Origin of the sequence: Thalassococcus arenae (assembly GCF_019104745.1) — a bacterium.
Lineage (GTDB): Bacteria > Pseudomonadota > Alphaproteobacteria > Rhodobacterales > Rhodobacteraceae > Thalassococcus_B > Thalassococcus_B arenae.
This window is the reverse complement of sequence record NZ_JAHRWL010000001.1, coordinates 2,083,950-2,108,268: the sequence shown is the minus strand read 5'-3', so window position 1 is coordinate 2,108,268 and position 24,319 is coordinate 2,083,950. Positions and strand designations below refer to the sequence as shown.

24 protein-coding genes are annotated in these 24,319 nt (G+C 67.3%); 9 read left to right on the top strand and 15 right to left on the bottom strand.

From position 1 onward, the window contains the following. Window positions 1–10 precede the first annotated feature (10 nt). Together KUH32_RS10530 and KUH32_RS10525 are read left to right on the top strand one after the other, a co-directional pair. Window positions 11–430 (top strand): VOC family protein, encoded by a 420-nt coding sequence (locus tag KUH32_RS10530; protein WP_217777987.1) that lies wholly within the window; start codon window positions 11–13, stop codon window positions 428–430. Between the two features lie 130 nt (window positions 431–560). Then, window positions 561–1,316 carry a class II aldolase and adducin N-terminal domain-containing protein gene (locus KUH32_RS10525; RefSeq protein WP_217777986.1) on the top strand — a complete coding sequence of 252 codons (756 nt, stop codon included), beginning with the start codon at window positions 561–563 and terminating at the stop codon, window positions 1,314–1,316. Here the strand turns inward: KUH32_RS10525 and KUH32_RS10520 are convergent. Next, on the bottom strand, window positions 1,313–1,936 hold the full coding sequence (locus KUH32_RS10520) for a class I SAM-dependent DNA methyltransferase (protein WP_217777985.1): 624 nt from the start codon (window positions 1,934–1,936) through the stop codon (window positions 1,313–1,315). The two genes, KUH32_RS10525 and KUH32_RS10520, sit on opposite strands and share 4 nt — an antisense overlap. Window positions 1,937–2,001: 65 nt before the next feature. On the opposite strand from KUH32_RS10520, the gene KUH32_RS10515 reads away from it, so the two are divergent. Continuing rightward, on the top strand, window positions 2,002–2,859 hold the full coding sequence (locus tag KUH32_RS10515; RefSeq protein ID WP_217777984.1) for an SDR family oxidoreductase: 858 nt from the start codon (window positions 2,002–2,004) through the stop codon (window positions 2,857–2,859). Window positions 2,860–2,863: 4 nt separating this feature from the next. After that, entirely contained in the window at window positions 2,864–3,454 is a 591-nt protein-coding gene (locus tag KUH32_RS10510; RefSeq protein WP_217777983.1) for an exopolysaccharide biosynthesis protein, read from the top strand. 4 nt (window positions 3,455–3,458) lie between these two features. On the opposite strand, the gene dxs is transcribed toward KUH32_RS10510, so the two are convergent. Genes dxs through KUH32_RS10480 form a run of 6 tightly spaced genes read right to left on the bottom strand, consistent with a single transcriptional unit; the run spans window position 3,459 to window position 8,688 of the window. Further along, window positions 3,459–5,384 carry a 1-deoxy-D-xylulose-5-phosphate synthase gene (dxs, locus tag KUH32_RS10505; protein WP_217777982.1) on the bottom strand — a complete coding sequence of 642 codons (1,926 nt, stop codon included), beginning with the start codon at window positions 5,382–5,384 and terminating at the stop codon, window positions 3,459–3,461. A 16-nt stretch (window positions 5,385–5,400) separates the two neighbouring features. Continuing rightward, a complete protein-coding gene (locus KUH32_RS10500; protein WP_217777981.1) occupies window positions 5,401–6,273 on the bottom strand; it encodes a polyprenyl synthetase family protein in 873 nt (290 codons plus the stop codon). Beyond that, window positions 6,263–6,505 carry an exodeoxyribonuclease VII small subunit gene (locus KUH32_RS10495; RefSeq protein WP_217777980.1) on the bottom strand — a complete coding sequence of 81 codons (243 nt, stop codon included), beginning with the start codon at window positions 6,503–6,505 and terminating at the stop codon, window positions 6,263–6,265. The genes KUH32_RS10500 and KUH32_RS10495 overlap by 11 nt, the downstream gene beginning before the upstream one ends. Beyond that, window positions 6,502–7,428, bottom strand: a complete 927-nt coding sequence (locus tag KUH32_RS10490; protein WP_217777978.1) for a histone deacetylase family protein — start codon at window positions 7,426–7,428, stop codon at window positions 6,502–6,504. Before KUH32_RS10490 ends, KUH32_RS10495 begins: the two co-directional genes overlap by 4 nt. Window positions 7,429–7,477: 49 nt before the next feature. Continuing rightward, window positions 7,478–8,179 carry a response regulator gene (locus tag KUH32_RS10485; RefSeq protein ID WP_217777976.1) on the bottom strand — a complete coding sequence of 234 codons (702 nt, stop codon included), beginning with the start codon at window positions 8,177–8,179 and terminating at the stop codon, window positions 7,478–7,480. Beyond that, window positions 8,179–8,688, bottom strand: coding sequence for a MarR family winged helix-turn-helix transcriptional regulator (locus tag KUH32_RS10480; RefSeq protein WP_217777974.1), 510 nt, complete (start codon window positions 8,686–8,688; stop codon window positions 8,179–8,181). The genes KUH32_RS10485 and KUH32_RS10480 overlap by 1 nt, the downstream gene beginning before the upstream one ends. A 165-nt stretch (window positions 8,689–8,853) precedes the next feature. Here KUH32_RS10480 and KUH32_RS10475 point away from each other — a divergent pair, with 165 nt between their 5' ends. Further along, complete coding sequence (locus tag KUH32_RS10475) at window positions 8,854–9,726, top strand: branched-chain amino acid aminotransferase (protein WP_217777973.1); 873 nt, start codon at window positions 8,854–8,856, stop codon at window positions 9,724–9,726. Between the two features lie 98 nt (window positions 9,727–9,824). Here KUH32_RS10475 and KUH32_RS10470 read toward each other — a convergent pair whose 3' ends face one another. The 5 genes from KUH32_RS10470 to KUH32_RS10450 form a co-directional block, all read right to left on the bottom strand. Then, complete coding sequence (locus KUH32_RS10470; protein ID WP_217777972.1) at window positions 9,825–11,009, bottom strand: ABC transporter permease; 1,185 nt, start codon at window positions 11,007–11,009, stop codon at window positions 9,825–9,827. 3 nt (window positions 11,010–11,012) lie between these two features. Continuing rightward, window positions 11,013–12,695, bottom strand: coding sequence for an ABC transporter permease (locus KUH32_RS10465; RefSeq protein WP_217777971.1), 1,683 nt, complete (start codon window positions 12,693–12,695; stop codon window positions 11,013–11,015). Between the two features lies 1 nt (window position 12,696). Continuing rightward, complete coding sequence (locus KUH32_RS10460) at window positions 12,697–12,984, bottom strand: DUF1330 domain-containing protein (protein WP_217777970.1); 288 nt, start codon at window positions 12,982–12,984, stop codon at window positions 12,697–12,699. A gap of 96 nt (window positions 12,985–13,080) precedes the next feature. Beyond that, window positions 13,081–14,190, bottom strand: a complete 1,110-nt coding sequence (locus KUH32_RS10455; RefSeq protein WP_217777969.1) for an extracellular solute-binding protein — start codon at window positions 14,188–14,190, stop codon at window positions 13,081–13,083. 115 nt (window positions 14,191–14,305) lie between these two features. After that, on the bottom strand, window positions 14,306–15,409 hold the full coding sequence (locus KUH32_RS10450; RefSeq protein WP_217777968.1) for an ABC transporter ATP-binding protein: 1,104 nt from the start codon (window positions 15,407–15,409) through the stop codon (window positions 14,306–14,308). Window positions 15,410–15,735: 326 nt separating this feature from the next. Between KUH32_RS10450 and KUH32_RS10445 the strand changes: the two genes are divergently transcribed. Next, window positions 15,736–16,929: a M24 family metallopeptidase gene (locus tag KUH32_RS10445; RefSeq protein WP_217777967.1), complete on the top strand. Its 1,194-nt coding sequence runs from the start codon at window positions 15,736–15,738 to the stop codon at window positions 16,927–16,929. Then, entirely contained in the window at window positions 16,926–18,062 is a 1,137-nt protein-coding gene (gene argE / locus KUH32_RS10440; protein ID WP_217777964.1) for an acetylornithine deacetylase, read from the top strand. Before KUH32_RS10445 ends, argE begins: the two co-directional genes overlap by 4 nt. Here the strand turns inward: argE and KUH32_RS10435 are convergent. Beyond that, the gene (locus KUH32_RS10435) at window positions 18,059–18,565 is read right to left on the bottom strand and encodes a L,D-transpeptidase family protein (protein ID WP_217777963.1); all 507 of its coding nucleotides are present in this window, start codon (window positions 18,563–18,565) and stop codon (window positions 18,059–18,061) included. The two genes, argE and KUH32_RS10435, sit on opposite strands and share 4 nt — an antisense overlap. Before the next feature lie 273 nt (window positions 18,566–18,838). Next, a complete protein-coding gene (gene ribA, locus KUH32_RS10430; protein ID WP_217778404.1) occupies window positions 18,839–19,912 on the bottom strand; it encodes a GTP cyclohydrolase II in 1,074 nt (357 codons plus the stop codon). 160 nt (window positions 19,913–20,072) lie between these two features. On the opposite strand from ribA, the gene KUH32_RS10425 reads away from it, so the two are divergent. Further along, on the top strand, window positions 20,073–20,759 hold the full coding sequence (locus tag KUH32_RS10425; protein WP_217777962.1) for a response regulator transcription factor: 687 nt from the start codon (window positions 20,073–20,075) through the stop codon (window positions 20,757–20,759). Between the two features lie 632 nt (window positions 20,760–21,391). Then, window positions 21,392–21,982: a hypothetical protein gene (locus tag KUH32_RS10420; RefSeq protein ID WP_217777961.1), complete on the top strand. Its 591-nt coding sequence runs from the start codon at window positions 21,392–21,394 to the stop codon at window positions 21,980–21,982. A 153-nt stretch (window positions 21,983–22,135) separates the two neighbouring features. Here KUH32_RS10420 and pnp read toward each other — a convergent pair whose 3' ends face one another. Next, the gene (gene pnp, locus KUH32_RS10415; protein ID WP_217777960.1) at window positions 22,136–24,298 is read right to left on the bottom strand and encodes a polyribonucleotide nucleotidyltransferase; all 2,163 of its coding nucleotides are present in this window, start codon (window positions 24,296–24,298) and stop codon (window positions 22,136–22,138) included. Window positions 24,299–24,319: the final 21 nt, after the last annotated feature.

Below are 24,319 nucleotides of genomic sequence, written 5' to 3'. Positions count from 1 at the left end.
GAGGTCTGACATGGATTACGAGACCGTTTCCGCCGCGGAATTCGGCGCCGGACTGCGCGGAATGGGGCTGAACCTGCTGGTGCGCGACGTGCCTGCGCAGGTTGCGATGCTGGCGGGCGTGTTCGGGATGAAGGCCAATCGGGTCAGCCGCGATTTCGCCATCCTGCGCTACGGCGATGCGGTGTTCCAGTTGCACGGCGACGGCACCTATGCGGCCAATCCCTATCTGGCGCTGCTGCCAGAAAACCCGCCGCGCGGTGCGGGTGCGGAATTGCGGCTGTATGACAGCGACCCGGACGCAGCGGCGGCCGTCGCCGAAGCGCACGGCATGACTGTCCTGCAGCCACCCACCGACAAACCGCACGGGCTGCGCGAGGCCTATCTTCTGTGTCCCGACGGCTATGCCTGGGTGCCCTCGCGCCCGTTGTGAGCGGGCGTCGGGGGCGCTGCCCCCGTCGCGGCAAGCCGCGACTCCCCCGGGATATTTTCGGCCAGATGAAGCTTGACGGATTGACAGACCTTCGCCGCTGCCGCGCAATGGCAAGCAGGAGGACCTGGACATGAACGCACCGGCGGGCATCGCGAATATCGAGTTCTGGCAGGAGCGAGTGGACCTGGCGGCGACGTTCCGCTGGACCGCCCGGCTGAACATGCACGAAGGCGTGTCGAACCATTTCTCGTTATCGGTGAACGAGGATGGCACGCGGTTCCTGATGAACCCCAACCAGGTGCATTTCAGCCGCGTGCGCGCCAGCGACCTGCTGCTGATCGACGCCAACGACCCCGAGACGCTGCAGGGACCCGACGCGCCCGATCCCACCGCCTGGGGTCTGCACGGCGCGCTGCACCGCCATTGCCCGCATGCGCGCTGCGCCATGCATGTGCATTCGGTCCATGCCACGGTTCTGGCCTGCCTGCAGGACAAGGTGCTGCCACCGCTCGACCAGAACGCCGCGATGTTCTTTGACCGGCAGGTGGTCGATGACAATTACGGCGGGCTGGCTTTCGAGGAAGAGGGCGAGCGCTGCGCGCAGCTGTTCGGCGACCCCAGGAAGACCGTTATGATCATGGGCAATCACGGCATCATGGTGATCGGGCAGACCGTCGCGCAGACCTGGAACCGGCTGTATTTCTTCGAACGCGCCTGCGAGGTCTATATCCGCGCCCTTCAGACCGGTCGGCCGCTGGCCATCCTGCCCGATGCCATCGCCGCCAAGACCGCGGACGAGATCGCCGCCTATCCCGAACAGGATATCCGCCACCTGGCCGAGTTGAAGGCGATCCTGGACGCGGAAGGCTCGGACTACGCGCGCTAGGCCTTGCGGAAGGTGGCGAGGATGGCGCGGTCCCGTGCATGGGTGCCGGTGCCCGCATCATAGATCGGCACCTCGGGCAGGCCGAGGCCGGCGATCCGGTCGGCCAGAGCCGCGAAAGCATCGGCAAAGCCGCGCGCCCGCCAATGCGCGGCGTTGACCGACAACACGACCCATCCGCCGGGCCGCACCACGCGCAGCACCTCGTCCAGCGCCTCGGGGCCGACATGGCCATGGGTGAAGGTGCCCGAACTGACGGCGCCGGCATAGGCGCCATCGGCCACCGGCAGCCGATCCAGAAGATCCCCGGGAAACAGCCGGGCATAGCAACCGCGCCGTCCGGCCCGAGCCAGCATCTCGGGCGACAGGTCGGTGCCGTCGACCGGCCCGATGCCGAGCCCCGCCAGCGCCGCGCCGCACAGGCCCGTCCCGGCGCCCAGATCGATGACCGGCCCCCGCCCGCCTGTCCGCACAAAACCTTCGGCCACGGCCTGCGGTAACCGGTAGGCCATGGCTTCGGCGAAGTCGCTGTCATAGGTTTCGGCCCATTCGGCATAGAGCCGCCGGTTGTCTTCGGGGCCATCCAGCGCATAGGCGCTGTCGAGATCGGGCTTGCGGGTCATGGCCGCATCCTAGCGCAGGGTCCCACGGGCTTGCAAAACCTCGGCGGTCGCGTCACCTATGCGCCATGACCGGCACATTGCTCTCGCTTGGACACGGCTATTCGGCGCAGGCGCTGACCCGGCTCCTGCTGCCGCAGGGCTGGCACGTCTTCGGCACCACCCGCAGCCTCGACAAGGCCGAAGCGCTGGCCGATCAGAACGTCACCCCGGTGCTGTGGGATGCCGACCTGGTGAGCGAGGCGCTGGCGCGTTCGACCCACCTGCTGATCTCGGCCGGACCGGACGACGGCGGCGATCCGTCGCTGGCGCTGGCGGGCGAGGCGATCCGGGCGCGCGCCGGGGCGCTGGATTGGGCCGGGTATCTGTCCACCACCGGCGTCTATGGCGACCACGATGGCGGCTGGGTCGACGAGAACACGGCGCTGACCCCGTCCACCCGGCGCGGACGCGCCCGCGTCGCGGCCGAGGCGGAATGGCGGGCCATTCCCGGCCTGCCGCTGCACATCTTCCGGCTGGCGGGGATCTACGGCCCGGGCCGCGGCCCGTTCGCCAAGGTCAAGGCCGGCACCGCGCGCCGCATCATCAAGCCCGGCCAGGTCTTTTCGCGCATCCATGTCGATGACATCGCCCAGGTGCTGGCCGCCTCGATCGCGCGGCCCGATCCCGGCGCGGTCTACAACCTGTGCGACGACGACCCCGCCCCGCCGCAGGACGTGCTGGCCTTTGCCGCCGAATTGCTGGGGGTCGACCCGCCGCCGGAAGTGCCCTTCGACAAGGCCGACCTGACGCCGATGGCGCGCAGCTTCTACGCCGAAAGCAAACGTGTCCGGAACGACCGCATCAAGGACGAACTGGGGGTGCGGCTGATCCATCCCGACTACCGCAGCGGGCTGCGGGCGATGCTGGCGGACGAGACCGGCTGAACCGATGGCGGAAAAGCCCGACAGCCTGGGCGACCTGTTGCGGGCGATGACGCCGGACGACGGGCAGGCACGCGTTTCCGTCGCCGACATCCTGGACGAGATCGGCGACCGGTCATTCGCGCCGGCCATCCTGATCCCGGCGCTGATCCTTGTCTCACCGGTCTCGGGCGTGCCCGGGACACCGACGCTGGGCGCCCTGATCATCCTGTCTTGCGCGTTGCAGGGGCTGGTGGGACGGCGCCACCTGTGGCTGCCCGGCGTTCTGCGCCGCCGCAGCCTTTCGGCGCACCGCATGTGCCGCGCCATCGCGTTCCTGCAACGCCCGGCGGCCTGGATCGACCGCCACAGCCAGGCGCGGCTGCATCTTCTGACCGGCATTCCGCTGCGCCAACTGGCCTTTGCGATGATCGCCGCAACCGCACTGACCTGGCCGTTCCTGGAATTGCTGCCCTTCGTGACGTCCTTTGGCGCTGGCGCGGTGTCGCTGATCGCCTTCGGGCTGATGACCCGCGACGGCGCCTATGTCCTGGCCGGCTATGTCGTCCTGGCTGTCATGGTGCTGGCAGGCGCCGGTGTCGTGGCCGGCGTCACCTGACCGCTCAGGCCCGCTTGCCCAGCGTCTCGACCCCCAGCACCGTCAGCACCTTGGCCTCGATATGTTCGGCGTTCAGCGCGGCGACGTCGTACATCGCGCGCGGGCTGGCCTGGTCGATGAAGATGTCGGGCAGCACCATCGAGCGGTATTTCAGCCCGCGGTCGAACACGCCTTCTTCGGCCAGCAATTGCGCCACATGGCTGCCGAACCCGCCCACCGCGCCTTCCTCGATGGTGATCAGCGCATCGTGACCGGCCGCCAGTTGCAGGATCAGGTTGCGGTCCAGCGGCTTGGCGAAACGCGCATCGGCCACCGTCGGTGAAATGCCCCGCGCCTCGAGCGCCTCGCAGGCCTTCAGCACCTCGGACAGGCGCGTGCCGAAAGACAGCAGCGCCACGCCCTGACCCTGCCGGATCATCCGGCCCTTGCCGATCTCCAGCACCTGCCCGCGTTCGGGCATCTCGACGCCCGCACCCTCGCCGCGCGGATAGCGGAACGCGATCGGGCCGCTGTCATGGGCGGCCGCCGTGGCCACCATGTGCTTCAGCTCGGCCTCGTCGGCGGCGGCCATCACCACCATGCCCGGCAGGTTGGCCATGTAGGCGATGTCGTAGCTGCCGGCATGGGTCGCGCCGTCCGCCCCCACCAGCCCCGCGCGGTCGATGGCGAACCGCACCGGCAGCCGCTGGATCGCCACGTCATGCACCACCTGGTCATAGCCGCGCTGCAGGAAGGTCGAATACATCGCGCAGAACGGCCGCATGCCGCCTGCCGCCAGGCCGGCACAGAAGGTGACGCCATGCTGTTCGGCGATGCCGACGTCGAAACAGCGGCTGGGATAGCGTTCGGCGAACAGATCCAGCCCGGTGCCGTCGGGCATCGCGGCGGTGACGGCGCAGATCCGCGGATCGCCGGCGGCCTCCTGGATCAGCGCATCCGCGAAGACGCGGGTGTAGCTGGGCGCGTTCGACGGCGCCTTCTGCTGCTTGCCGGTGACGACATCGAACTTGGCCCGGGCATGGCCGCGGTCGGCGCTGTCCTCGGCCGGGCCATAGCCCTTGCCCTTCTTGGTGATGGCGTGGATCAGGATCGGGCCCGTCGCCCGCTGCCGCACCGTGCGCAGCACCGGCAGCAGCTGGTCCAGGTCATGCCCGTCGATCGGCCCGACATAGGAAAACCCCAGCTCTTCGAACAGCGTGCCGCCGACGGTCATACCCTTGAGCATTTCCTTGGCGCGCTTAGCGCCCTCGCGGAACGGTTCGGGCAGCAGGCTGACCGCGCCCTTGGCGGCGGCCTTGAGATCCTGGAACGGCGCCTCGGCATAAAGCCGCGACAGGTAGTTGGACAAGGCACCGGTGGGCGGGGCGATCGACATCTCGTTGTCGTTCAGGATGACGATCAGCCGCTTTTTCAGATGGCCGGCGTTGTTCAGCGCTTCATAGGCCATGCCGGCGCTCATCGCGCCATCGCCGATCACCGCGATGGCGTCACCATGGCCGGTCTCGCAGGCACCCCCCAGGTCGCGCGCCACGGCAAAACCCAGTGCCGCGCTGATCGAGGTGCTGGAATGCGCGGCGCCGAACGGGTCATAGGGCGACTCGGATCGCTTGGTGAAGCCCGACAGCCCGCCCTCCATCCGCAGCGTGCGAATCCGGTCACGCCGCCCGGTCAGGATCTTGTGCGGATAGCACTGGTGGCTGACATCCCAGATGATCTTGTCGCGCGGCGCATCGAACACCGCGTGCAGCGCGACGGTCAGTTCCACCACGCCCAGCCCCGCGCCCAGATGCCCACCGGTTTCCGATACCGCGCTGATGGTCTCGGCGCGCAGCTCGCGCGCCAGCTGGTGCAGCTCGGCATCGCTGAGGCGCTTGAGATCGTCGGGGCCGGTCACACGGTCGAGGATCGGGGTGTCGGGGCGTTTGGACATGTCGGCGGCCTAAATGTCAGGTGCGGCGCGTGATAACGAAGCGGGCCGCCTGCCGCAAGGTTTCCGCGCCCGCGCCGTAACACGATAGCGCGTCGCAGGCGGCGGTCACCAGCTCGGCGGCGCGGCGTTTCGCCCCGTCCAGCCCCAGATGGCTGACAAAGGTCGCCTTGCCGCGCCCGGCATCCTTGCCCACCGCCTTGCCCACCGTTTCGGCATCGCCCTCGACATCCAGGATGTCGTCGGCGATCTGGAAGGCCAGGCCCAGGTTTTCGCCGTAGCGCCGCAGCGGCGCGGGATCGGCCCCGGCCATCACCGCCCCGGCCTGCGCCGCCCATTCGATCAGCGCGCCGGTCTTGCCCTTCTGCAGCGCGACGATCTGGTCCAGTGTCAGCGGTTCGGTGGCCCTTTCGGCGGCGATATCGGCGGCCTGCCCGCCCACCATGCCATGCAATCCCGCTGCGCGTGCCAGCGTGATCGACAGGCGCAGACGCGTCGCGGCCGGCAAACCGGCGCCATGCCCCACCATTTCGAACGCCAGCGATTGCAGCGCATCACCCACCAGCAGCGCGGTGCCCTCGTCCCAGACCTTGTGCACGGTGGGCCGGCCGCGGCGCAGGTCGTCATCGTCCATGCAGGGCATGTCGTCATGCACAAGGCTATAGGCGTGGATGCATTCGATCGCGGCGGCAGAGGGCACCGCCAGTCGTTCGGCCACGCCGTTCACCCGCGCGCCCTCCAACACCAGGAACCCGCGCAGGCACTTGCCGCCCTCGACGGCATAAAGCATCGCCTGCGCCACGGGCCCCGCATCGCGCGGAACACAGGCGCGGACGGTCTGGTCCACCCAGCGCGAGGCGTTGCGCAAGGCGGCCTGCAGGTCAGCCGGCATCAAGCGGCTTGGTTCCCGCCGGGTTGCCCTCGGCATCCAGCGTGATCGCCGCGACCTTCTCCTCCGCCGCCTTCAGCTTGGCATCGCAATGCTTGCGCAACGCCTGACCGCGTTCGTACAGCGTGATGGATTCCTCCAGCGGAACCTCACCGCGCTCCAGCTTGCCGACCACCTGCTCGAGCTCGGCCATCGCCTGCTCAAAGCTCATCTCCGCGACCGGTGTCTCGCTCATCGTCCCGCCTCCATCAGTTCCTGCACATGCGCCCGCGTCGACGCCGCCAGGGCCTGCAAATCATAGCCGCCTTCCAGAGTCGAGACGACCCGGCCCTCGCAAAGCTCCGCCGCCAGCCCGCACAATCGCGCCGTCAGCCAGCGGAAATCCTCGGTGCTCCAGCGCAACTCCGCCAGCGGGTCGTCCTGGTGCGCATCGAACCCCGCCGAGACGATCAGCAGCTCCGGCCTGAAGGCGCGCAACCGCGGAAACACCTGCGCCTCGTAGGCCGCGCGCATCTCGGCGCCGCCCGACCGGGGCGGCAGGGGCACGTTCAGGATCGTGTCATGCGCCCCGCGTTCGGACGGATCGCCGGTGCCGGGCCAAAGCGGCATCTGCTGCGATGTCACCACCAGCGCGCGCGCCTCGTCCCACAGCAGGTCCTGCGTGCCGTTGCCGTGATGCACGTCGAAATCCACCACCGCCACGCGGGCCAGCCCGTGCCGTTCCAGCGCGTGTTTCGCCGCCAGCGCGGCATTGCCGAACAGGCAAAAGCCCATCGGCGTCAGCCGCTCGGCGTGATGCCCCGGCGGGCGGATCGCGCAAAAGGCATTGGCCGCCTCGCCCCCCAGCACCATGTCCACCGCCCGCACCGCCGCGCCCGCCGCCCGCGACGCCGCCCGCAGCGATCCCGGCGACAGCCAGGTATCGGCGTCGAGCTGCGCATATCCCTCGGCCGGCAGACCCGCCCGCAGCCGCGCCATGTGCTCGGCCGGGTGGATCAGCAGCAGATCGTCCTCGGCCACCTCGGGCGCCGTCACCCGCAGAACATCCAGCTCCTGCAAGGCGTGCAACACATGTTCCAGCCGCGCCACCCGTTCGGGATGACCGTCGGGCGTGACGTGATCCAGACAATCCGCATGGGTGATCAGCGCCGTGGTCATCGAAAACCCCCTGCTTCTTCTCTTTTGAAAATACGCAAATTCCGCCCCCTCAATCGGGCGCCAGCATGTATCCGGCACCCCGGACCGTCTGCAGGTAGCGCGGGCTTTTCGGATCGGCCTCCAGCTTGCGCCGCAGCCGGGTGATCTGCACGTCGACCGCGCGTTCCTGCGCCTGGCCCTTGTCGCGGCCCAGGTCCTCGACCAGCTTGGCCCGGCTGATCGGCTCGCCGGGCTTGGCCGAGAAGATCCGCATCAGCTGGCTTTCGGTGGCGGTCAGGCGCACCAGGTCGTCGCCTTTCCACATTTCACCGCGTTCGATGTCATAGCGGATCGGGCCCAGCGTCAGCAGCTTGGGTGCCGCGGCCTCGGCGCCGATTTCCGGCATCCGCCGCAGAATGGCATTGATCCGCAGCAGCAGCTCCTTGGGCTCGAACGGCTTGGCCAGGTAGTCGTCGGCGCCCGCCTCCAGCCCCTTGATCCGGTCCTCGGTCTCGGCCCGCGCGGTCAGCAGCAGGATCGGCGTCTGGCTGGTCTCGCGAATGGCCCTGGTCAGGCTGATGCCGTCTTCGCCCGGCATCATCACGTCCAGCACGATCAGGTCGAAATCCAGCCCCGACAGGATGCGCCGCGCATGCCCCGCATCGCGCGCCGCACTGACCAGAAAGCCATTGCGGATCAGGAATTTCTGCAACAATCCCCGAATCCGTTCATCGTCGTCGACGATCAGCAAATGGGCGTCCGCGTCGCGCATCACCGGCCCTCCCTCAAACCATGGTAGTGCCGCCGCATCTCGGGGTCCATCATGGCTTCGAGCACGCGCTTGAAACCCGCCACCGCTTCGGGTCCGGCCTGGCGATAGGCGTCACGCATCCGCACCCTCTGGGCGTCCGACAACTGGCGTTCCAGCACCCGGCCGGCCTCGGTCAGGTACAGGTGGCGTTCGCGCTTGTCGCTGCGACCGACGCGGCTTTCCACCAACCCGTCCTCGATCAGCGTGCGCAGCACCCGGTTCAGGCTTTGCTTGGTCACGCCCAGGATCGACAACAGGTTGTTGACCGTTGTGCCCGGCGCGCAATTGATGAAATGGATCGCCCGGTGATGGGCGCGGCCATAGCTCAGGTCCTGCAGGATGCGGTCGGGATCGGCGGTAAAGCCGCGATAGGCGAAGAACATCGCCTCGATGCCCTGGCGCAGCTGTTCGTCGGTCAGATACAGCAATTCGCCGCCGCTCTGGATTTGTCCGCCCTGTGGCTCTGCCATGCTGCCCTGCCCGTTACCAAACCGCATTTTGAGGCATTTTAAGTCAGCCTTGTTGACATTCCAAGTGCGAACTGGTAGCGATTCACAGTTTTCGCGCAATTTTATGTCCGATGCGGACCTAGGTTGCGCAACATTCGGAAAATACAGGCCTCGGAGGAGATGGCGATGGCAAACGGCGCATATGATGATCGCGACGGCAAGATCTGGATGGACGGTCAGCTTGTGGACTGGCGGGCCGCCAACGTGCATGTGCTGACCCACGCCATGCACTATGCCAGCTCGGTCTTCGAGGGCGAACGCGCCTATAACGGCAAGATCTTCCTGTCGCGCAAGCATTCCGAACGGCTGCATTTCTCGGCCGACCAGCTGGATTTCGAGATCCCCTTCACCGTCGACGAGATCGAGACCGCCAAGCAGGCGGTGCTCGAAGCCAACGGCTTCACCGATGCCTATGTGCGCGCCGTGGCCTGGCGTGGCGCCGGCGAGGACATGGGCGTCGCGTCCAAGCGCAACCCGGTCCGGCTGGCCATCGCGGCCTGGGAATGGGGCAGCTATTACGGCGACGCCAAGTTCAAGGGCGCCAAGCTGGACATCGCCAAGTGGAAGCGCCCGTCGCCGGAAACCGCGCCCAGCCACGCCAAGGCGGCGGGGCTCTACATGATCTGCACCATGTCCAAGCACGAGGCCGAGGCCAAGGGCTGTTCCGACGCGATGATGTTCGACTATCGCGGCTATGTCGCCGAAGCGACCGGCGCCAACATCTTCTTCGTCAAGGATGGCGAAGTGCACACGCCGAAACCCGACTGCTTCCTCAACGGCCTGACCCGGCAGACCGTGATCGGGATGCTGGAAGACCGCCAGATCAAGGTCAACGAACGCCACATCATGCCCGAGGAACTGGAAGGCTTCGAGCAATGCTGGCTGACCGGCACCGCCGCCGAGGTGACGCCGGTGGGCAAGATCGGCGATTACAATTTCGAGGTCGGCGCCATCACCCGCGACATCGCCGAAAGCTACGAGAAACTGGTGCGCAGCTGAGCGCCCCGCGGTCGGCGAACCGACCGCCCAACCGCTTCGCAACAACCAAAAAGGCGGCCCCGGGGGCCGCCTTTTTTCTCGTCCGTGATTGTGGCGCCTCAGCCCGGCGACATGCCCCGCAGCCGTTCCGACCGGCGCCGCAGCATCTCGACCGCGGTCAGCAGCAGGATCGAGATCGCCACCAGGATCGTCGCCGCCGCCAGGATCGTCGGCGAAATCTGTTCGCGCAGGCCGGTGAACATCTGCCAGGGCAGCGTCTGCAGGTCGGCCGAGCCGATGAACAGCACCACCACGACTTCATCGAACGAGGTGATGAAGGCGAACAGGCCGCCCGAGATCACGCCGGGCAGGATCAGCGGCATCTGTACCTTGAAGAAGGTCGTCACCGGGTTGGCGCCCATATTCGCCGCCGCCCGCGTCAGCGACCGGTCAAAGCCGACCAGCGTCGCGGTCACGGTGATGATGACGAACGGGATGCCCAGCACCGCATGGGCCAGCACCACGCCCCAATAGGTGCCCACAAGCCCGATCTTGGAATAGAAGAAATACATCCCCGTGGCCGAGATGATCAGCGGCACGATCATCGGCGAGATCAGGATCGCCATGATCGCCTGCTTGCCGGGCACGTGACTTTGCGACAGGCCGATCGCCGCCAGCGTGCCCAGCGACACCGAGATCAGCGTCGCCACGGGGGCGATCATCAGCGAATTGCGCACCGCGCTGGTCCATTCCGGGTTGGTCAGGAAATCGCGATAATGCTTGAGGCTGTAGCCCTCGGGGTCGAAACGCAGCATCTCGGGGGTGAAGGTAAAGAAGTCCTGCGCGTTGAAGCTCAGCGGCATGACCACCAGGATCGGCGTGATCAGAAAGACGAAGATCGCCCCGCAGATCACCCGGAACCCGTAATGCCACAACACCTGACCGGCGGTCAGGTAGGGCGGCAGCGGCACGCGGTAGCGCCCCAGCCCGACCCAGTAGGTGAACCAGCCGAAGAACCAGCCCGCCAGCGCGCCCATGACCAGGCCGGGAAATCCCCCCAGAAGAAAACCCAGGATGGCGAATCCGGCGATCAGCCCCCACCGCACCGACCGCTCGCTGCTTTCGGCGACCAGGCGCATCGCGGCAAAGGCCACCGTGGCCATCACCAGCGCCCCGGCCACGATCCCGACCAGGGTCGAGCCGTTCGAGGCCCCCACGAAGATGCCCAGGAACGCACCCGCCGCGGCCACGGTGGGCACCGAGAAGGACAGGGGCTTCTTGCGGGCCTGTGTTTCGACGGCCATGGCTCAGCCCCCCAGCTTGACGTTGTCGATGCCCACGATCCGGTCGTAGACCCAGTACAGCAACAACACCACCAGCAGCAGGATCGTGCCCAGCGCCGCCGCCAGACCCCAGTTCAGGCTGGACGAGATGTGATAGGCGATCCGGTTCGAGATGAACGTGCCGGTCGTGCCGCCGACGATCTCGGGGGTGATATAGTAGCCGATGGCCAGGATGAAGACCAGGATCGACCCGGCGCCGATGCCCGGCACCGATTGCGGGAAATAGACCCGCCAGAAGGCGGTCCAGTTGCTTGCGCCCAGCGATTTTGCGGCGCGCACGTAATAGGGCGGGATCGTCGACATCACCGAATACATCGGCAGGATCATGAAGGGCAGCAGGATATGCGTCATCGCCACGATGGTGCCGAACTGGTTGTTGATCATCACCAGCCGGTTCGCGTCATCCACCAGACCCAGCCAGACCAGGGTATCGTTGATCACGCCCTGCTGCTGCAACATCACCTTCCACGCGCTCGTGCGCACCAGCAGCGATGTCCAGAACGGCAGCAGCACCAGGATCATCAGCAGGTTGGCAGAGCGCGCCGGCAGGTTCGACAGCAGGTAGGCCACCGGATAGGCCAGCAGGATGCAGCTGAACGTGATGACCAGCGACATGAACATCGTGCGCTGGAACAGGATGCCGTAGATGCGCTGGCGCTCGTCGCGCAGGGCCGGGCCGTCCGGCGTCTTCTGCATGTCGACGGCATTCAGGAAATAGCCCGTGGTATAGGCCGGGCTGTAGATCTTGATCGTGCGCCAGATATCCGGCTTCAGCCAGTCGCGGTCGGCATCGGCCATCGCGTCGCGGATCGATATGGTCTCGATCTGTCCGCCATCCACGGCGGCGTTCAGCGCCCGCAGACGATCGACGCCCGGCACGTCCAGATCCGCCGGCGGATCGCCGCGCAGCAGGTCCTGATACAGCGCGTAATGCACGTAGCTCCAGGGTTCTTCCCTGAGCGGGCTCTTGCCCTCGTCGGTCTGCTGGAACCGGGCGAAAACGCGATAGGCCTCGGCGGTGCGCGGCAGCGCCTCGCCGATATCGTCGCGCAAGACGAATCGCGGCTGGCGCCCGTCGTCGCGGCTCCAGGCGGCCTGTTTCTCAAGCCAGTCGGGATCGCCCATCATCCGGGCCCAGGGCTCGGCCTCGTCCCAGGCCTCGTCCAGGGTTTCGAACTGGTCCTGATAGGTCTCGCCGATATCGTCCAGGCCGCGGCCGGTCTTGCGGAACAGCGATGCCGCGCCGGTCTGCTCATAGTTCAGACGGCTGCCCAGCCGGGTGTGCAGCTTGCGCTCGGCGGCGATGAACAGATCGGCATAGGCGGCCTCGAAGGCGTCGTCGCCGGGCAATTCGCCGCTGTCGCTGTCCCAGTCGCGCAGAACCGCGACCGTGCGCGGCATGGTGTCCGACACGATCTGGTTTTCCACCGACCGGAACAGCATGTCGAAGATCGGCGCGATGAAGGTGATCAGCACGAACAGCAGCAGCGGCGCGATCAGCGCCAGCGCCCGCAGCTTCTGCATCCGCAGCGCGCGGCCCAGCGATTTCTTGAGCGGCCGGCCATCGGCGGCCAGCACCGGCGCGGCTTTCGCCGGCTTGCCGGGTTTGGCGGGATTGTTGCCGTCGATTGCGGTTGTCTCGGCCATGTCAGGCGCCCTCCGCAACGATGATCATGCTGGTCGCGGTGCGGTGGCGGATCTTCATGACTTCCTGGTATTCGGGATCGTTGTAGGCGGTCAGCGCCGCCTCGTAGCTCGGAAACTCGAACACGACGTGGCGCGAGAATTCGGCGCCTTCCATCGTCTGCGATGCCCCGCCGCGCACCAGCGGCCTGGCGCCGTGGCCCAGCAGGATCGGCGTGTCGCGCTCGACATACTCCTTGTAGGCTTCGGGATCGTTCACGGTGATGTGGCCGATGATGTAGCCCTTGGGCATGGTAGAGCCTCCGACGGTCGGGGGGTAAGGCGGGAAAGCCCCGCCCTACCCGGTCGCTTTGGCCGTCGGGCGGGGATCACCCCGCCCAGCGGTCTCTTACTTCGCCAGCCACGCCTGGAACTTGGCGTCGATATCGTCGCGATAGTCGGCCCAGAACTCGTAGTTGAACAGGAAGGTGTTCTGCGAGTTCGCCGGGTCGGTCGGCATGTGCGGCGCCATATCGATGCCCAGGTCGGCATGCTGGCCCACCAGCGGCGCCGACGAAGCCCGCGCCGGGCCGTACGAGATGTACTTGGCCTGGTCGGCCAGACGCTGGGTGTCGGTCGCGAATTTCACGAAGTCCAGCGCACGGGCCAGGCGGTCTTCGGGCAGGCCGGCGGGGATGATCCAGCCATCCAGGTCGAACATCTGCCAGTCCCAAAGCATGCCGATCGGCTGCTTCTGCTCTTCGATCGCCGAGAACAGGCGGCCGTTATAGGTCGAGCCGATCACCACCTCGCCATCGGCCAGCAGCTGCGGCGTGTCGGCGCCGGCCGACCACCAAACCACCTGGTCCTTGATCGTGTCGAGCTTGGCCAGCGCGCGGTCCTGCCCTTCGGCGGTTTCCAGCACGTCGTAGACGTCGTCGATGCTGACGCCGTCACAGATCAGCGCCCATTCCATGTTGGCGATCGGACGCTTTTCCAGCGACCGCTTGCCCGGATAGGCATCGGTGTCGAAGATCGCGCAGACGCTGGTCGGCGGGGTGTCGCCCACCAGATCGGTGCGATAGCCGAAGGTGGTCGAATAGACGATCTGCGGGATGAAGCAGTCGCTGACCAGCAATTCGCCGAAATCTTCCGAGGCCGGCGTGCCGTCGGGCGCTGCTGCCAGCATCTCGTCGGCGTCGATTTCCATCGCCAGGCCTTCGTCACACAGGCGGATGGCATCCGATGCCACCACGTCGACCACGTCCCAGGTGATGTTGCCGGCCTCGTTCATCGCGCGCAGCTTGGCCACGGCTTCGGCCGAGCTTTCGTCCCAGGCCGCCGAAAGGCCTTCGTTCATTTCCAGGTACGGCTGGAGATAGGCGCGGTCCTGCGACTTCTGGTAGGCGCCGCCCCACGAGACCAGCGTCATGCTGCTGGACATGTGCCCGCCGGCATAGACACCGGCCGCGGCCACGGTCAGGGCCGACGTGGCCAGAAGCGTTTTGGTGAGTTTCATCTCATACTCCCTATTTGCCCGTTACATGTTGGAACCCGGATGCTGGGCAAGAACCCGGGCCTGACTTCACCGCCGCGCAGAACGTCGATGCCCCGCTGCGGCGATCGCGAAAACCCTATGACGCGTCCAGCGCGCGACAATCCGACGGCAGCCAGCCGATCTCGATCTGGCTGCCCGGCTCCAGTCGCACCTGGTCGGGCGCGTTGCGCGTCTTGACGACGAAATCGTCGTTGCCCGCCACCCGCAGCCGGGTGCGGAAAATGTCGCCCATGTAGATGAATTCCAGCACATCGGCCTTCAGCGTGTGCGCGCCCGGTTGCAGACGCGCCTTGTTGAACTCGACCCGCTCGGGCCGGATCGACACGCGGGTCCGCTCGCCCACCTTGGACACGTTCACCGGCTTGGCGTCGATCAGCTCGCCATCGTCCAGCTGCACCAGGCAGACATCGCCGTTGATTTCCTTGACCACGCCTTCCAGCGTGTTGTTCTCGCCGATGAACTGCGCGACAAAGCTGTTCTTGGGCTCTTCGTACAGCACGTCCGGCGGATCGAGCTGCTGGATGCGACCGTCGTCGAACACCGCCACGCGGTCCGACATCGTCAGCGCCTCGGTCTGGTCGTGGGTCACGTAGACCACGGTGATGCCCAGGCTGTGCGCCAGGTTGGTGATCTCGAATTGCATGTGCTCGCGCAACTGCTTGTCCAGCGCGCCCAGCGGCTCGTCCATCAGAACCAGCTCGGGCTCGAAGACCAGCGCGCGGGCCAGCGCGATACGCTGCTGCTGGCCACCCGACAACTGCGCCGGCCGGCGTCCGCCAAAGGCACCCATCTGCACCATGTCCAGCGCCCGCTTGACCTTGGCCTCGCGGTCCGACTTGCCGATCTTGCGCACTTCCAGCGGGAACGACAGGTTCTCGGCCACCGTCATGTGCGGGAACAAGGCGTAGTTCTGGAACACCATGCCGATGCCGCGCTTGTGCGGCGGGATGTTGTTGATACTGACCCCGTCCAGCCGGATCGAGCCATGGGTGGCGGTCTCGAACCCGGCAAGCATCATCAGACAGGTGGTCTTGCCCGAACCGGACGGCCCGAGCATGGTCAGAAATTCGCCTTTCGGCATCGTCAGGTTGAGGTCCTTGACGACGAGCGTTTCGCCATCATAGCTCTTTTGCACGCGTTCGAATTCAACGAACGCCGCGGCATTCCCCGTATCGGCCAAATATCGGCTCCCTGGTCTCCGCGGATTTGCTCCGCTGTCTCGACTGCGAACTAAAGCGCTTTGCGGCCCGTGTTGCAACTGGGTTCCGCGAATCGGGTGCTTTGAAAGACGCATCCGGGACAACCGCGCATGAAAACGTCGCCCCGCAGCCGAAAGCGTCGCGATATGTGCAGCGTTCGGGCGAATCTCCGGCATGCTTGCGCCGGCGTCACGGCTTTTCGCCGGTCCGCCGCTGAAGAATCATCGCCCGGTCCCGGCGCGGTTTTTCTTGACCGGCACGTCGACCGCGACGCCAATGAAGCTTACAGCAACCCCAGGGGTCCGCCATGCCCGACCGCACCGCGCCCGACCTGCCCTTCAGCCCCGCCGAATACGCCCGGCGCCTGGCCCTGACCCGCGCCGCGATGGATCGCGCGGGGCTCGATGCCATGCTGGTCACCGATCCGTCCAACATGGCCTGGCTGACCGGCTATGACGGCTGGTCCTTCTATGTCCACCAGGGCGTGATCCTGACCATGGACGACGATCCGCGCTGGTGGGGGCGGCGACAGGATGCCAACGGCGCATTGCGCACGGTGTGGATGGCGCCCGATCACGTGCACGGCTACGCCGACCACTACGTGCAATCCACCACCCGCCACCCGATGCAGGACCTCGCGGCGCGGCTGTCCGACCTCGGGCTTGCCGCCGCCCGGATCGGCGTCGAGATGGACAATTACTACTACTCGGCCCGCGCCCATGCCGCGCTGGCCGCCGCCCTGCCGCAGGCCAGGCTGACCGACGCGACCGCTCTGGTGAACTGGCAGCGCGCCGTCAAATCCGACGAGGAACTGGTCTTCATGCGCCGCGCCGCCCGCATATCGGAGTCGGTGATCGACGGGCTGGTCGCGCGCATCGAACCGGGCCTGCCCAAGAACGACCTGGTCGCCGAGGCGCAGCGCGACGCGATCCGCGGCGCCGACGGCCATTGGGGCGACTATGCCGCCATCGTGCCGCTGATGCCCTCGGGCTCCGACGCCGCCGCCCCGCATCTCACCTGGGACGGCCGCCCGTTCCGACGCGGCGAGGCGACCTTCTTCGAAATCTCCGGCTGCTACCGGCGCTACCACGCGCCGCTCTGCCGCACGGTGTTCCTGGGCGATCCGCCCGATCACATCCGCCGCGCCGAGGCCGCGCTGGTCGAGGGGCTGCAGGCCGGCATCGACGCCGCCCGCGCCGGCAACCGCGCCTGCGACATCGCCGCCGCGCTGGCCGCCCCCCTGACCCGCGCCGGGATCGAACGCGGCGCGCGCTGCGGCTATCCGGTGGGGCTCAGCTATCCGCCCGACTGGGGCGAACGCACGATCAGCCTGCGCGACGAGGACGACACGGTCCTGCAACCCGGCATGACCTTCCATTTCATGCCCGGCCTCTGGATGGACGATTGGGGGCTCGAGATCACCGAAACCATCCTGATCCGCGACACCGGCCCGGCCGAGGCGCTGTGTGACCGTCCCCGGCAGCTGTTCGTCAAACCATGACCGCCACCGCGATCCTGGCCGACCTGGTGGCCTTTCCCACCGTGTCGGACCGCCCGAACCTGGCGCTGCTGGACTATGCCGCGGACCACCTGCACAGGGCCGGCGCCCGGCTGCACCATCTGCCCGCGCCCTGCGGGACCAAGGCCAATCTGGTGGCCAGCTTCGGCCCCGACGGCCCCGGCGGCGTGCTGCTTTCCGGCCATGTCGATGTGGTGCCGGTCGACGGCCAGAACTGGGCCTCCGACCCCTTCACCCTGCGCGACAGCGGCGACAGGCTCTACGGCCGCGGCACCTGCGACATGAAGGGCTTTGTCGCCTGCGTGCTCGCCGCCGCGCCAGACCTCGCGCAATCCCGCCAGCCGCTGCACGTCACCCTGACCCATGACGAAGAGGTCGGCTGCCTCGGCGCCCGCGCCATGATGCCCCGATTGGCCGGTCTGAACATCGCCCCCGAGATCGTCATCGTCGGCGAACCCACGGGGATGGAAATCGTCGACGGCCACAAGGGCTGCTGCGAATACAGCGTGACCTTCTCCGGGCTCGAAGGCCACGGCTCGACCCCCGATCTGGGCGCCAACGCGGTCGCCGCGGCGGCGCGCTACGCCGCCTGCCTGCTCGATCTCGCCGAGGCGCTGAAATCCCGTGCCCCCGCCGCCAGCCCCTTCGATCCGCCCTGGACCACGATCAATATCGGCCGGCTGAGCGGCGGCAGCACCCACAACGTCATCCCCGCAAGGGCCGAACTGGATTGGGAAATGCGCCCGGTCCGGGACGGCGACGCCGCCTTCGTCCACGAGGCCCTGCGCGCCTTCACCGAAACCACGCTGATGCCGATGCTGCGCGCCGCCCCCGGCGCCGCCATCGCGACGACGACCATCGGCGAAGTCGCCGGCCTGACGCCGCAGGCCGACAATCCCGCCCGCGACCTGGTCGCGCGGCTCACCGGCCGCAACGCCACCCATACCGTCCCCTTCGGCACCGAGGCCGGCCTGTTCCAGCAGGCCGGCGCCGCCGTGGTGCTATGCGGGCCGGGCCATATCGCCCAGGCGCACAAGGCCGACGAATACGTCTCCACCGACCAGCTGGCACAATGCAGCCAGATGCTGGCGCGCCTTGCGCAAACCCTGCGCTAGCCCAGGCTGTCGGGCACGATCAACCGCGTCGCATAGGTGATCCGTGCCGCGATGGCGCGCAGGTGGTCGGGCCGAAAGGCCACGCAGCCCTCGGTCGGATACCCCGCCCGGCGCCAGCGGTGCAGAAAGATCGCCGATCCCCGCCCGCGCTCGGCATAGGGCCAGTTCCAATCGGTCAGGATCACCAGGTCGTACAGCCGGTCGCCCCGCCGCAGCACCTCGTGACTGTGCGGATAAGGCGCCCGGACCATCAGGTTGTAATCCTCATGCCCCGCATCGTCCGACCACAGATCGCCCGGCCGGATCGGCAGCGCCCAATCGGCGGGCCGCGCCATCCGGTCGGGCCGATACAGCATCCCCACGATCCGGTGCACACCCACCGGCGTCGCCCCGTCGCCCTCGCGCTTGTCGGCCCGCACCCCGCCGCGGCCCGGGACACACGGCCAATACCGCCCCGCAAAGCGCAGACCTCTCCGGGTCAGAACCATGTCGTCGACGCGCATCGCGAACCCTCGCCGCTGCTTCGGAGCCGGCCGTCACCCGGGCCGCCCGGAACGCAGCCGGCGCGGCGGGTCAAGGAAAACCGCCGCGGGGCCCCGCCCCCGGGCGGGGATACGGCTGTTTTCCTTGATGCGCCGGGTCGGGTGCGTCACGCAAGGCCAAGGTGACGGCCGGCTCCGATGCCGCTGCTTGGGTGGGCGCCCGATCCCGAAAACCGCCCCCGCCAGGGGGCGCAGGAAACCGGCCGCGGCGCAGCCGCGACAATCGGGTCACCGCTACAACAGATGCCCCGACTTCGCCGCCTTCGTCGCCAGATAGGCCGCGTTTTCCGCCGTATGACCCACTTTCAGCGGCACCCGTTCGGCCACCGCGATCCCGCAGGCCTCCATCATCGCGATCTTGGCGGGGTTGTTGGTCATCAGCCGCACCGCGCCGAATCCCAGCTTGCGCAGGATCGCCGCGCCCAGGCGGAAATCGCGCTCGTCGTCTTCAAAGCCCAGCCGGTGGTTGGCCTCGACCGTGTCGAACCCCTGGTCCTGCAACGCGTAGGCGCGCATCTTGTTGGCCAGCCCGATCCCCCGCCCCTCCTGGTTGAGGTAAAGCAGCACCCCCGCCCCCTCGGCGCCCATCTGCGCCAGCGCGGCGTTCAGCTGCGGGCCGCAATCGCATTTCAGGCTGCCCAGCAGATCGCCGGTGAAACAGGCCGAATGCAGCCGCGCCAGCACCGGCGCGGCGCGGTCCGGCCGGCCGATCTCGATGGCGTAATGCTCTTCCGACCCGTCGGCGGGGCGAAACACGTGCAGCCGCGCCTTTTCCGCCGCCCGCAGCGGCACCCGGGCCGAGACCACGTGATCCAGCACCGCCGCCGCATCCAGCTGCACCGCCGCCGCCTCGGCCGGCACCGCGGTCAGCCCGTCCGATGCGCCGTCCCACGGCACCACCAGCGCCGCGGGCAGGATGCGCGCCGATTTGACCAGCCGCACCGCCAGCCGGTGCAGCCCCGCGTCACCGCCGCGCCGTGTCTCCAGCGGCCCCTTCATCGGGCTGCCCAGATCGTCGGCCGGGTCGGCCAGCGCCTGCACCCAGTCCAGCCCGGCATCGCCCGGCAGCACCACGCGCGCCACGTCGCCGTCATAGGCCCGCGCCTTCAGCGTCTCGGCCCGCCGTGCCGTCAGCACCAGGTCCACCGGCCCCGCCGCGCGCAGCGCTGCCAGCCGCGCCGCCGACGCGGTTTCCGCCGCCAGCACCAGCACCCGGCCCTCCGCCCCGTCCAGCCGCACCGGCACGCCCATGCGCAGATCGGCGCGGGCGCGGGCCAGGATCTCGGCGATGTCGGGTGTCAGCGTCATCATGTTCCGGTTGTGTCGGGGCGCCGGGATTTGTCACAAACCCCTGCCAATTCTGTAACATTCGCGCGCTGCAAACACGAGCGCGTGAGAGACTTGCAGCAATTCTTGCCGATCCGCCAGCCTGTTTCCAAGTGTCGTTGACAGACGAAAGGAGCACGGCATGGCACAACTGCGAAACATCCTGCTTGTGGATGACGACGAGGACCTGCGCGAGGCCCTGGCCGAGCAGCTGGTCATGACCGAGGATTTCGAGGTCTTCGAGGCCGATAGCGGCGCCAACGCGATGATGCGGGTCAAGGAACAGATCTACGACCTGGTCATCCTCGACGTGGGCCTGCCCGACACCGACGGGCGCGAGCTGTGCCGGCTGATGCGCAAGCAGGGCGTCAAGTCGCCGATCGTGATGCTGACCGGCCATGACAGCGATGCCGACACCATCCTGGGGCTGGATGCCGGCGCCAACGATTACGTCACCAAGCCGTTCAAGTTCCCGGTCCTGCTGGCCCGCATCCGCGCCCAGCTGCGCCAGCACGAACAATCCGAAGACGCGGTGTTCACCGTCGGCCCCTACACCTTCAAGCCGTCGATGAAGATGCTGATCACCGAAGACGACCGCAAGATCCGCCTGACCGAGAAAGAGACGAACATCCTCAAGTTCCTCTACCGCTCGACCGAAGGCGTGGTGGCCCGCGACGTGCTGCTGCACGAGGTCTGGGGCTACAATGCCGGCGTCACCACCCACACGCTGGAAACCCATATCTACCGGTTGCGCCAGAAAATCGAACCCGATCCTTCGAACGCCCGCCTGCTGGTCACCGAATCCGGCGGCTACCGGCTGGTGGCCTGAGCGGTCCAGTTTGTCGCAGGGCCGCTTGACCTAAGTCAAAGTGGCATCGCTGCGGCACCTTTAAAAAGGATCTCATGAGTTCCCGTCGCATGTGCGGGTCATCGCATGCAACCTCCCTGTTGGACCTGGCCGGGCTTTGCGCCCGGCCTTTTTTTGTTGCGCATCGCCGGGTTGGCCGCGCGGGGCGCGTGTCGTGCAGGCCCGGACCGGCCCGGGGCGCAACGCCACCGTTCGTCACCGATTGCTTCAGGGTCCGCTCTGCGGACGAAGCGGACGTTCGGCAAAGGCGTGCCTTGGCCCGGAATCAAGGGCGAAGCCCGCCGGGCCGCGCCCTCCCTCCCCCTTGGGAGGGCGCATTTGCGACGCCGCACACCCGCACAATCGCGGGAGGTTTGTGGGACCATAAACCGGCGACAACAGCCGTCGAGAGCGCCCACCCGAGGGAGGGCGCGGCCCTACGTTGCTCCGACCCTCACCGTCCGCTCCGGGCTCAAATCCGCCATTGAGATGGCTTGCCACATGTCCGCACCGATCCTGCACGATCCCGGGCACCGCTCCGCGTGCGAATCCTTGTCGCTTTGATCTTCGCCCGATCCGGCGCGACACTGGTGCGACCCAGCCCGAGCGCGATGATGACCACCGCCCTTTCCTCGGCCTTCCGCTACACCGTCCTGCGCCTGCGCCGCCGCGTGACGCTGGATCGCGGCACCGGCATACCGACGATCCGCGATGCCGACGGCGTGGGCTTCGACGCCTTCCGCCATCTCGCCATCGCCGCGCCGCCGACCGACCAGCCGGCGATCTTCGCCGTGCGGTTCGACCTTGCCCGCATGTCCTTTGCCCGTAACCGCCGCCTGTCCGGCTGGCTGCTGCCGGCCTTTGCCGGGCGTCCCGGGCTGCGCGAAACCTGCTGGTGCGTCGACGCCAGCGGCCACCGCTATCTGAACCTGTGCGAATGGCAGGATGCCGAAAGCGCCTGCGCCTTCGCCGAAAGCTACGCGATGTGGCTGATGACCGCCCGCTCGCGCCCGGACCCTCCGCGCCGCGTGGTGCTGGAAGAGATGACACTGCACACGATCCTGGCTCTGGGCCGGGTCACCTTGCACGGGCCGGATCACGGGCCCGAAAACGGATCGGGAAACGGATCGGGAAACGGATCGGGAAACGAAGCGGGCCCCGGTGTCCCCGCCGGGGCCCTAACGTCGGCGTCGTTCCGCGAGTGATGACCACGCCCGTCTTGCCGGGCTGTATCGCCGATCGCCACGACACGGATAACGGGAAAAACCCCGGCGGGTTCCCAGTCGGGAATTCCCCACCCCCGACACGAAAACGGGCGCCCCTCAGGGCGCCCGCGATCTCGCTCGGGAAGACGGGGATCAACCCTCGGCTTCTTCCTTCTTGCGGCTCTTCTTTTCCGATGCCTCTTCGGCCATCGGCTCGCCGGTGTCCTGGTCGACGACCTTCATCGACAGGCGCACCTTGCCGCGGTCGTCGAAGCCCAGCAGCTTGACCCAGACCTCCTGGCCTTCCTTCAGAACGTCCGAAGGATGGTTCAGGCGGCGGTTCTCGATCTGGCTGACATGAACCAGACCGTCACGCTTGCCGAAGAAGTTCACGAAGGCACCGAAATCGACGATCTTCACGACCGTGCCCTTGTAGATCTGACCCTCTTCCGGCTCGGCCACGATCGAATGGATCATGTCATAGGCCTTCTGGATGGCTTCGCCGTTGGGCGACGCGATCTTGATGATGCCGTCGTCGTTGATGTCGACCTTGGCGCCCGAGACCTCGACGATCTCGCGGATCACCTTGCCGCCCGACCCGATGACTTCGCGGATCTTGTCGGTCGGGATCTGCATCGTCTCGATGCGCGGCGCATGCACGCTGAACGCGCCCGCCTCGGTCAGCGCCTTGGCCATCTCGCCCAGGATGTGCAGGCGGCCGGCCTTGGCCTGTTCCAGCGCCTTCTTCATGATCTCGGGCGTGATGCCCGCGACCTTGATGTCCATCTGCAGCGACGTGATGCCGTTCTCGGTGCCCGCGACCTTGAAGTCCATGTCGCCCAGGTGATCCTCGTCGCCCAGGATGTCCGACAGCACCGCGTAGGAACCGTCATCCTCGAGCACCAGGCCCATGGCGACACCGGCGACCGGCGCCTTGAGCGGCACACCGGCATCCATCATCGACAGCGACCCGCCGCAGACCGACGCCATCGACGACGACCCGTTCGATTCGGTGATCTCGGACACGACGCGGATCGTGTAGGGGAAATCCGTCGCCGCCGGCAGAACCGCCTGCAACGCGCGCCAGGCCAGCTTGCCGTGGCCGATCTCGCGGCGGCCGGGGCCACCGACGCGGCCAACCTCGCCGACCGAATAGGGCGGGAAGTTGTAATGCAGCAGGAAGTTCGAGCGGAAATTGCCGTGCAGCGCGTCGATGATCTGCTCGTCGTCGCCGGTGCCCAGCGTGGTCACCACCAGGCCCTGCGTCTCGCCGCGCGTGAATAGCGCCGAGCCGTGGGTTCGCGGCAGCAGGCCGGTTTCGCAGACGATCGGCCGGATCTCGTCCAGCTTGCGGCCGTCGATCCGCTTGCCGTCCTTGACCACCGAACCGCGCAGCACCACCGATTCCAGCTTTTTCAGCGCCGGGCCCAGATTGGCGTCGGCCAGTTGCTCTTCGCTCAGCCCCGCCTTGATCTCGTCCTTGACCGCGGCCACGGCGGCGACCCGCTCCTGCTTGTCGGTGATGGCATAGGCGGCGCGCATCTTGTCCTCGCCGGCGGCCTTCACGGCGTCATACAGCGCGCTGTAATCCGGCGGCTGGAAGTCGAACGGCTCCTTGGCGGCGGATTCGGCCAGGTCGATGATCAGGTCGATCACCGGCTGGATCTGCTCATGCGCAAAGGTCACCGCGCCCAGCATCTCGTCCTCGGTCAGCTCGTAGGCCTCGGATTCGACCATCATGACCGCATCCTTGGTGCCCGCGACCACCAGGTCCAGGCGCTGTTCGGGGTTGTTGCGCAGGTCGTGCATGTCGTCGACCGTCGGGTTCAGCACGTATTCGCCGTCCTCGAAACCGACGCGGCAGCCGGCGATCGGGCCCATGAAGGGCGCGCCCGAAATCGTCAGCGCGGCGCTGGCGGCGATCATCGCCACGATGTCGGGATCGTTGACCAGGTCATGGCTCAGCACGGTGCACATCACCAGCACTTCGTTCTTGAACCCGTCCACGAACAGCGGGCGGATCGGCCGGTCGATCAGGCGCGCGGTCAGCGTTTCCTTTTCGGTCGGGCGCGCCTCGCGCTTGAAGAAACCGCCGGGCACCTTGCCCGCGGCATAGTATTTCTCCTGGTAGTGGACCGTCAGAGGAAAGAAATCCTGCCCTTCCTTCTGGGTCTTGGCAAAGGTCACGTTGGCCATGACGCTGGTTTCCCCCAGCGTGGCGATCACCGTGCCGTCTGCCTGGCGGGCAACCTTGCCCGTTTCCAGTGTGAGCGTTTCCTCGCCCCACTGCATCGTCTTCGTCGAAATGTTGAACATCATCGTATCCTGTTTGGGAGC